The sequence below is a fragment of the Streptomyces sp. NPDC059668 genome (genome assembly GCF_042734135.1).
Classification (GTDB): domain Bacteria; phylum Actinomycetota; class Actinomycetes; order Streptomycetales; family Streptomycetaceae; genus Streptomyces.
Genome location: NZ_JBHWEL010000051.1, coordinates 49,666 through 58,844 on the forward strand (window position 1 = coordinate 49,666; position 9,179 = coordinate 58,844).

General features: G+C 71.1%; 8 protein-coding genes and 1 pseudogene. 5 read left to right on the forward strand and 4 right to left on the reverse strand.

All coding sequences use genetic code 11. From position 1 onward, the window contains the following. Positions 1–452: 452 nt before the first annotated feature. From ACFV2J_RS29430 to ACFV2J_RS29440, 3 genes are read left to right on the forward strand one after another with little or no spacing between them, the layout of a single operon-like run. The gene (locus tag ACFV2J_RS29430; RefSeq protein ID WP_385441463.1) at positions 453–1,592 is read left to right on the forward strand and encodes an ABC transporter ATP-binding protein; all 1,140 of its coding nucleotides are present in this window, start codon (positions 453–455) and stop codon (positions 1,590–1,592) included. Beyond that, complete coding sequence (locus tag ACFV2J_RS29435) at positions 1,589–2,296, forward strand: ABC transporter permease (RefSeq protein ID WP_385088668.1); 708 nt, start codon at positions 1,589–1,591, stop codon at positions 2,294–2,296. Before ACFV2J_RS29430 ends, ACFV2J_RS29435 begins: the two co-directional genes overlap by 4 nt. Continuing rightward, a complete protein-coding gene (locus tag ACFV2J_RS29440; protein WP_385088666.1) occupies positions 2,293–2,967 on the forward strand; it encodes an ABC transporter permease in 675 nt (224 codons plus the stop codon). Before ACFV2J_RS29435 ends, ACFV2J_RS29440 begins: the two co-directional genes overlap by 4 nt. A 97-nt stretch (positions 2,968–3,064) precedes the next feature. Here ACFV2J_RS29440 and ACFV2J_RS29445 read toward each other — a convergent pair whose 3' ends face one another. The 4 genes from ACFV2J_RS29445 to ACFV2J_RS29460 are packed head-to-tail and all read right to left on the reverse strand — an operon-like array spanning position 3,065 to position 7,284. Beyond that, positions 3,065–3,676: an ATP/GTP-binding protein gene (locus ACFV2J_RS29445; RefSeq protein ID WP_385441466.1), complete on the reverse strand. Its 612-nt coding sequence runs from the start codon at positions 3,674–3,676 to the stop codon at positions 3,065–3,067. Beyond that, a complete protein-coding gene (locus ACFV2J_RS29450) occupies positions 3,627–4,058 on the reverse strand; it encodes a DUF742 domain-containing protein (RefSeq protein WP_148012873.1) in 432 nt (143 codons plus the stop codon). Before ACFV2J_RS29450 ends, ACFV2J_RS29445 begins: the two co-directional genes overlap by 50 nt. Positions 4,059–4,117: 59 nt before the next feature. Continuing rightward, positions 4,118–4,591, reverse strand: a complete 474-nt coding sequence (locus tag ACFV2J_RS29455) for a roadblock/LC7 domain-containing protein (protein WP_148012874.1) — start codon at positions 4,589–4,591, stop codon at positions 4,118–4,120. A gap of 2 nt (positions 4,592–4,593) precedes the next feature. Continuing rightward, positions 4,594–7,284 carry an ATP-binding protein gene (locus ACFV2J_RS29460; protein ID WP_385441469.1) on the reverse strand — a complete coding sequence of 897 codons (2,691 nt, stop codon included), beginning with the start codon at positions 7,282–7,284 and terminating at the stop codon, positions 4,594–4,596. Positions 7,285–7,735: 451 nt separating this feature from the next. On the opposite strand from ACFV2J_RS29460, the gene ACFV2J_RS29465 reads away from it, so the two are divergent. Continuing rightward, positions 7,736–8,698, forward strand: coding sequence for an ABC transporter substrate-binding protein (locus tag ACFV2J_RS29465; protein WP_385097038.1), 963 nt, complete (start codon positions 7,736–7,738; stop codon positions 8,696–8,698). Positions 8,699–8,798: 100 nt separating this feature from the next. Further along, positions 8,799–9,179, forward strand: a pseudogene (locus ACFV2J_RS29470) (hypothetical protein); the annotation flags it as partial.

A 9,179-nucleotide genomic window follows, 5' to 3' on the forward strand; every position in this document is an offset into this window, starting at 1 on the left:
GTGGTGCGGTCGTCGTTTTTTTTTTTATCTTCGTGGTCCCGGTTCGGGGGGGGGGGGGGCGGGGGGGGCGCGGGGGGGGGGGGGGGGGGCGCCCCCCCCCCCCCCCACGACGAGGACGGCGGCGCCGGCCAGCGCGGCCCGGTGAAAGGGGAATCGCACGAGGTCTCTCCGGGCTGTGGCAGGGACTGCGTCCCCGGGCGGCGGGCGTGAGGGCGACAGTCTCACCGGGCACCGGCGACCCCACCGCGTCGCCACGCCCGGAGGTCACCCGCCCGGTGGAGAGCGCGCCGGCCGGGACGGCGCCCGTCGGCTCGTGCGCTCCACCTGCGCATCACACGGCGGAGGACCCCCCTGGGGTGACCGCACGTCCGCGCCAACTGGCTAGACTACGCACCCTCGTGCACGTGATCCGGTCACGTCCGAACACAGCCGTTCCCGAAGGGTTTCGACGCTTGATAGCCATCGAAGATGTCAGCAAGCGATACGCCGACGGCACGGTGGCCGTCGATCGCCTGTCCCTAGAGATACCGAACCACTCCATCACCGTGCTCGTCGGACCGTCGGGGTGCGGCAAGACCACCACGCTGCGCATGATCAACCGCATGGTCGAGCCCAGCAGCGGCACGATCCGGGTCGACGGCGAGGACATCACGCGCCGGCCGGTCAACGCCCTGCGGCAGTCCATGGGTTACGTCATCCAGAACGCCGGTCTCTTCCAGCACCGTACGATCCTCGACAACATCGCCACGGTGCCGCGGCTGCTCGGCTGGTCCAAGCAGCGTGCCCGTGCCCGTGCGGCGGAGCTGATGGAACGGGTCGGGCTCGACCCGGGCATGGCCCGCCGCTACCCGTACCAGCTCTCCGGGGGTCAGCAGCAGCGCGTGGGCGTCGCCCGCGCGCTGGCGGCGGACCCGCCGATCCTGCTGATGGACGAGCCCTTCTCCGCGGTCGACCCGGTCGTCCGCCGGGGCCTGCAGGAGGAGTTGCTGCGCATCCAGGGCGAACTGGGCAAGGCCATCGTGTTCGTCACCCACGACATGGACGAGGCCATCACCGTCGGCGACCGGGTGGCGGTGCTGCGCACCGGGGGCAAACTCGCCCAGTTCGCGGCCCCCGACGAGCTGTTGTCGGCGCCCGCCGACGCGTTCGTGGAGGAGTTCCTCGGCGGCGACCGGGGCATCCGGGGCCTGTCGTTCCTGTCCACCCGCGACCTCGCGCTCGACCGCTCCCGGGTCTTCCCGGTCGGCACCGACTGGCAGCAGCTGGCCGGGGAACAGACGAATCAGACCCCGGTCCTGGTCACCGACGCCGACGGAAAGCCCCTGGGCTGGGCCGACTTGACCGAGTGGTCGGGTGAGGTGCAGACCCTGGAGCCGTACGGGCAGGGCTTCGAGGTGGGCCGGGACTCGCTGCGGGTGGCGCTGGACCGTGCGGTCCTGTCGCCCACGGGTCAGGCGGTCGGCGTGGACGCGTCCGGCAGGGTGCTGGGGCTCGCCGGTCAGGAGACGGTCGCCGCGGCGATCCGCGCGGCCAGGCAGCGGCGCGCCGCGGACGCCCCACAGGAGTCCGCCCCCGCGAAGGCCGTTCGATGAACGGCTTCTTCGACATCCCGAGCGACCTCCAGAGCAGCTATGCCGGCCTGATCGGCGGGCACATGCTGGAGGCGCTGGTCCCCGTGCTCGTCGGTCTCCTGCTGGCGCTGCCGATCGGACTGCTCTGCGTCCGCTACGGCTGGATCTATCCGCCGGTGCTGTGGACCACCACGGTGCTGTACGCGATCCCGTCGATCGCCTTCTTCGTGGTGCTCATCGACTACACGGGGCTCAGCCGGACCACCGTCATGATCCCGCTGTGCCTGTACAGCCTCGTGGTGATCGTCCCGGCGGTCGTCGACGGAGTCCGCTCGGTCCCCGAGGAGACGAACGCGGCCGCCGCCGCGATGGGCATCGGCACCGTGCGCCGCTATCTCCAGGTCCAACTGCCCATCGCCGTACCGGCGATCATGGCCGGACTGCGGGTGGCGACGGCCTCCAGCATCAGTCTGGTCAGCGTCGGATCGCTGATCGGCAACCAGGGGGCGCTGGGCAATCTGCTGACCACCGCGATGCTCTACCACCGCCCGCTGCTCGCCGTGAACTCGGTGGTCACCACCGCCGTCCTCGCGGTGCTGGTGGACGCCCTTCTCGTGCTGCTCCAGCGGGTGCTCACCCCCTGGCAGCCGCCCTCGTCCCGCAGGGCCGGGCGCGCTACGTCCACGATCCCGGGCCCCACCCGCACACCGGAGAGCGTCTCGTGAACGTACTGAACTTCATGCAGTCCTTCTTCAGCGACGGGTCCCACTGGCACGGCTACGACGGCATCCCGCAGCGCGTGTGGGAACACGTCCAGTACACGGCCGGGGCGCTCGCCGTCGCCGCGGCCGTCGGTCTGCCGATCGGCCTGGTCACCGGGCACACCGGCCGCGGCGGCAACGCGCTCGCCTTCGTGTCGGCGGGCGCCCGCGCGCTGCCCACCTTCGGGCTGCTGGTGCTGATGTTCGTCTGGCTGGGCCTCGGCATCGTGCCCGTGATGATCCCGCTCGTGGTGCTGGCGATCCCTCCGATCCTCATCACCACCTACGAGGCGATCCGCACCGTGGACCCGTCCCCCGTCGACGCCGCCCGGGGTATGGGCATGGCGGAGCGGAAGATCCTGTTCCAGGTCGAGGTGCCCGCGGCGCTGCCACTGATCCTCAGCGGGCTGCGCTCGGCGGCGATCCAGATCGTGTCGACGGCGACGATCGCGGCGTACGTGAGTCTGGGCGGAGTCGGCCGCTACATCCTGGACGGCCTGTACCAGCGCAACTACGAGAAGGTGGCGGGCGGTGCCGCGCTCACCGCCGTGCTGGCGCTGCTCGTGCTCGTGCTGTTCTGGGCCATCACCCGGGTGGCGGTCTCCCCCGGGGTGCGCAGGCGCCGTACGGCCTGACGCGAGGCGGGAGCAACGGAAAGGAGGGGGGACGGGCCGGGCCCGTCCCCCCTCCTCGTGCGCTCACTCCCGTTCTCGCGCGGTCACTCCCGGACCGTCACTTCTCCGCGGTGGCCAGGGCGTGTTCGAGGACGACGAGAAGCGCGTCGCGCACCGATCCGCGCTCGCGGGCGTCGAACACGGTGAGCGGCACGTGGTCGCCGACGTCGAGCGCCCACCGTACGTCGTTGAGGTCGTGCTCGACCTTGCCGTCGAAGGCGTTGACCGCCACCGCGAAGGGGATCTCGCGGTGCTCGAAGTAGTCGACGGCCGCGTAGCAGTCGTCGAGCCGGCGGGTGTCGACGATGACGAGCCCGCCGAGGGCGCCCTCGACCAGGTCGTCCCACATGAAGCCGAAGCGTTCCTGGCCGGGCGTGCCGAACAGGTAGAGCTTCAGGGTGGGATCGAGCGTGACGCACCCGAAGTCCATGGCGACGGTGGTCGTCATCTTCTCCGGGGTGTGGGAGAGGTCGTCGATGCCCGCCGCGACCGAGGTGATGGACGCCTCGGTGGTGAGCGGCTCTATTTCGGAGATGGCGCCCACGGTGGTGGTCTTGCCGACGCCGAAGCCGCCCGCGATGACCATCTTGACCGGTATGGGCGGCCGGGACGCCTCGGTGTCAGCGCTCACGGATCGCGCCCCGGGAGTCGGGGATAGCTCGGAGACCATCGATAACCCTTCGCAATACGGTGGCGTCGCGGGCGGATTCGGCCTGCGGTGCGTACAAGGCCAGTTGACCGTCGGCGCGCAGGTCGTCGGCGAGCACCCTGATCACATTCAAATGCATCCGCAGCTTCGCCGCGATCTCCGCCAGCGACTGCGGCTGACGGCAGACCGTGATGATGTCGCGGTGCTGGTCGAAGACGAAGGCCTCCAGCGTGGCCAGACCGAGTTCGGTCGCGACGACCTGCGTCTCGATCGGGATCGGCGGGACCAGGCTGTCACCTCCGGCGATCCGTCCCGCGGTCAGCAGGAATGGCCGGACGACCGACGCGGGGGGTTCCACACCCCACGCGCCGTCGTCGGCGGCTGATGGCTCGCCGGCCGTCATCACGTCCTCACCCTTCACCTCGCGGGTCGTCGCGGCCTTCGCGACGCCCCCGCCGACCGTCAACGGGTCGGCGCGATCCCCACGGTGTTCTTGAGCTCCATGACCAGCTGTGGACTCAGGGCGGCGCCGGCGCGGTTGGCGAAGAGGGTCATCTCGTACGCGATGTTCCCGAGCTTCGCCTCCTTCGAGGCGACCACGCCGAGCACCGCGCCCGCGCCCAGTGCGGACACCAGGACGTGGCCCTCCTCCAGGTCGATGATGACCTTGTTGAGCCCGCCGAGGCCGTAGTTGCCCGAGGCGCCCATGGCGAGGCTGGTGATCCCGGAGACGATGGCCGCGAGCCGCTCCGAGTCCGCCTTGCCGCGCAGTTGGGACACCGCGATCAGCAGACCGTCGGAGGACACGCCGATCACGTCGACGACTCCGGCCGTCTCGGTGGCGAAACGATTGAGCAGCCAATTGAAGTCGGCAGCGGCGGTCTTCACGTCCGTCGCCGGTTCCACGGCCGCGGACTCCGGTCCACCTGTCCACATGGTCACTTGCTCGTGCCTTCCGGGAATGAGGGTCTGTTGTTCTCTGTGCTGTGTTCGGTCGAGGTGTCGGGCCGGCCCCCTGAGCGGGCCGGCCCTCCGCCACCGCCTCGGTATCCGGCCGCGCTCTCACGCTCGGCCCGCAGGACGGCTTCCTCGAACTCGTCGATCTCGGAGCGCGCCGCTTCCGCGTCGGCGGTCTGCCAGGCGGGCGGGCGCGGGTTGGGGCTGGGGTTGGTGACGGCCTGTCTGGGCAGCCGGGTCGAGGCGGTGGTGGCCTGCAGGGTCGCGCCGCGCACGCGGCGCCGCAGCGGACTGGCGCCGTCCTCGGCCGGTCGCGCCGGAGCGCCGCCGGAGGCCGCCGGGGCCGGGCCGCGTCCCGGACTCCCGCCCCGTGACGGCTGTCCGAGGTCATCGTCCGCGGCACGAGGAGACGGCCTGAGGCCGCCGCCCGCGGTACGGGGTGGCAGTCCGAGCCCGCCGACGGCGCCGGTGCCGCGCTGCCGCAGCGGACCGGCGGCACCGCTCGGGGGCGTGTCGTGTCCGGTTCCCGCGCGGGCTCCGGGTCCGGGGCGGGCCGGTGCCTCGGGGGCCGCGGCGCCGCCTGGCCTGGGCCGGGCCGCGCCGGGGCCGCCGTAGCCCATGCCGCCCTCGGACACCGGTTCCTGACGGCCGGCGTGGCCGGGGGACTCCGCGCCGCGGCTGTGGGCGGGAATCCTGCGCGGCAGCGAGGAGGGGCCCGGTTCCGGATCGACGGCGGCGGGGCGCGGTTCGGCGAGGCCCGAGCGGCGGGGCGGCGGCAGGATGTGCGGGGCCCTGGCCGCGGCTCCGGTGGGGTCGGCGAGCAGCAGGTGGGAGGCGGGTACCGCGACGGTGGCCGTGACACCGCCGCCCGGGGTGCGGGTCAGGACGACCTCGATGCCCCAGCGCCGGGAGAGACCGCCGACCACGAAGAGGCCGAGGACCTCGGTCGGTGCCAGGTCGAGTCGTTCGCGGCGGATCAGGCGGGCGTTCTCCTCCTCCAGCCGCTCGACGCTCATCCCGAGCCCGTGGTCGATGATCTCAATCAGGGCGCCGCCGCCGGAGCCGTGCCGGGGCCTGAGGACGACCTCGACGCTGCTGGACGCCGGGGAGAACGTCACCGCGTTCTCCAGGAGTTCGGCGAGCATCAGCGTGAGGTCGCCCACGATGTCGGGGGCGACGGTGACGTCGCCCTCGGCGTGCGGGGTGACGCGCTGGTAGCCCTCGATCTGGCCGAGCGCGGCGCGGACGATGTTGCTGAGCCGCATGGGACCGGAGTTGAGACCCGTCTCACGGATGCCGGCGAGCAGCATCAGGCTGTCGGCGTTGCGCTGGAGACGTACGGCGATGTGGTCGATGCGGTAGAGCCGGTCCAGTACCTCGGGGTCGGTCTCACCGCGTTCCACGGAGTCGATCAGCGCGAGCTGACGTGCTGTCAGGTTGCTGACGCGGTGGCCGACGTTGCCGAACATCTCGGCGATGTTGCGGCGGCTGACGACCTGGCGTTCCAGCAGGGCACTCGCGGTGACCTGCACCTGGTTGAAGGCTTCGGCGAGTTCGCCGATCTCGTCCCGGACCGGCACGGGGACGGCTTCGAGCCGCGGCGGACCCGCGTCCTCGGCGTCGTCGTCCGCGACCCGGGCGAGTTCGGTCTCGGCGGCGGCCGCCACGTGCTGGGCCGCCTGGGTGAGACTGCGCACGGTGCGCACCACGGAGCGGCGCACCAGCGCGGAGAACAGGATCCAGGCCGCGAAGGCGGCCAGGTTCGCGGCCACCAGCCAGACCACCTGCCACCAGGCGTCGTCGGAGGCCGCCTGGGTGTCGGCGGCGATCTCGTGGATGAGCGACTCGGTGATCTTCAGCCGGTTCTGGGCCTGGCGCTCGTAGGTCGGGTCGGCGGTCAGCGCGCCCTGGAGCGCGGCCCGCAACTGCGCGGGACTCTCGGCGACCAGACCGCTGGGGTCGACCTGGAGCGCCGCGTAGTGCTGGGCGATGACGCTCTGGTAGGCGCTGTGCTCGATCGCGGCGAGTTCGGCGCCCTGCTCCTGGCTCGCGAACCGGGTGAAGCGCTCGGCCTGGTAGGTGTACTGCTCGTAGTCGCCGACCGCTCCGGTGTACTCGATGAGCGCGTTGGCGTCGCGGGTGCGGGCCGCGAAGACGCTGGTCTCGAAGGACGCGTGGGCGGTGTCGGCACGCAGCAGCGCGTCGAGCAGGTTGCCGGCGGACTCGGAGGACTCACCGCCCGACTGCCCGAGGCCGAGGCCGTTGATGAGGCCTTCGATCACCGATCCGTACGCCGGGTCGATGTTGTCGGCGGGGATCGGGCCCTGCTCGATGGTCTTGCGGAGGCTGTCGAGACCCTCCAGCTCCTTGAGCGCCTGGGCCTCGGCCTCGGGGAGCCGATCGCCGTAGGTGGCCCGCACCGCCTCGGCCTGGGTGGTGACCTTCTGCTGCGCCTGGAGGAAGGCGGAGGTGTCGGCCGCCCTGTCCCCGGGGCGGGCGGCCTCGTGGCGCAGGGAGACCAGGAGTGCCTGCCGGTGCTCGGTCTGCACTCCGTCGATCAGTTTGGTGACCTGCGCGCTGTCCCGCACGAGACGGGCCGTCGCGGCCGCGGAACGGGCCGAGTCCATCTCGGAGGAGACGATGTAGGCGATCATCGCGGAAACAACGGCCAACGGAACAATGACCAGGACGTTGAGTTTCCGTCGGAATGGCCAACGGTCGAGGAGGGAGGGCGTCCGGCCTATTCGGGGAGCCGTGGTCTGCGGCCCCCGGGCGGCTTTCCTGTGCGCGGGCACCAAACCTCCTTGACTTCATTCCCAATTGGAAGCCCGCAGCCCGGGCTGCGTGGACGGTCGTGTCAGCACGCTCGGGCCGAGCAAGTGGAACCATGTCCCCCGACTCGGCCAACATTAGCGGCTGCCGCAAGAGTACGGCCATGATCAACCAAAAAGTGACACGGCGATACGTCTGATTCGGCGTCCTTTACATCGAGTTGCGCACACGCGGTGAAGCCGCCCGGTCTCCATCGGTGATCTATTCGTGTCTTGACGGTGCGTTACTGCGCTCGATTGGATCGACTACACGCCATGCCTTCCGACCGTCGACCCCCATGCACAAGTCTGGATGACCAACGTGACCCACGCCAGAAGCACCCGAACGACCGCAACGTATGCCGTGTCCCTGCTGGTTGTGGCCGCGGCCGCCCTCACGGGCTGCGGTTCCTCCGACAACAACTCCGACAGCAAGGACCCGCTGAAGGGTGACACCGCCAAGGGCGGTACGGTCGTGGTCGGTTCCAACAACTTCCCCGAGAGCATCCTGATCGCCGACATCTACGGCGAGGCCCTGAAGGCCAAGGGCATCAAGGTCAGTTACAAGCTCAACATCGGCAGCCGTGAGACGACCTACGGTCTGATCAAGAACGGCACGATCACCGTCCTGCCCGAGTACAACGGCGCCCTGCTGGCCTATCTGGACGCCAAGGCGGCCCCGACCACGGTCGAGGACACCTCGAAGGCCATCACCGCCGGTCTCGACGCCAAGCTGACCCTGCTGGAGCCCTCCGAGGCCCAGGACAAGGACGCGGTCGCGGTGAACGAGGCCACGGCGAAGAAGTACAGCCTCACCGAGAAGTCGACCATCGCCGACCTCGCCGACGCGGCCAAGGACATGGTCATCGGCGGTTCGCCGGAGTTCCAGACCCGCAAGCAGGGACTGGTCGGCCTGAAGTCCGAATACGGCCTCAATTTCAAGTCGTTCAAGGCGCTGGACGCGGGTGGCCCGCTGACCGTCGCGGCCCTGAAGGGCAACAACATCCAGGCCGCGGACATCTTCTCGACCGACCCCGGAATCTCCAAGAACAAGTTCGTCGTTCTCCAGGACCCGAAGAATCTTTTCGGTTTCGAGAACGTCACCCCGCTCGCCTACAAGAGCGGTCTCACCTCCGCTGGGGTCTCCGCCCTCAACGCCGTGTCGGCGAAGCTCGACACGGACGCGCTGGTCGACCTCAACGCCCAGGTGCAGAACGACAACAAGGACCCGCTGGACGTCGCCAAGCAGTGGCTGTCGTCCGCCGGACTGTCCTGACGGACGCGCGTCGGCCGGAGCGGACGTCCGCTCCGGTCCGCTGTCCGGCACCTCGGGCGTGGGGGCGCCCGGGGCCGTGTGGTTGAGGAGAACCTCCGTCGTGCTCGAGCGCACCGCCGAAACACCCCCTGACGATCCGCGTACCGGTGGTGCGCGCGTGCTCGCCGAGGCCGACGGGCCGGCGCTGACCGGCCGCGGCCTCGACGCGGGCACGGTCGCCCGGATCGCCGGCGGGGCCCCGCCCGCCGCCGCCCGCCCGGCGTGGCTGGCGGGGATGGAGCGTGCGCACCGGGCCGCCCAGGCACTGGCGGCGGAGGGCACCCGGGCCTACGGACGCACCACCGGGGTCGGAGCGCACCGCGGTGGGGGCGGCGCGGGACGCGACCGCGACGGCCCCGACCCGCGCCTGCGGCGCCCCCACCCGGGGGGGCTCGGGGGGCGGGGGCCCGGCCCGCCCGGCCGCGCCGGGGCGGTCGCCCCC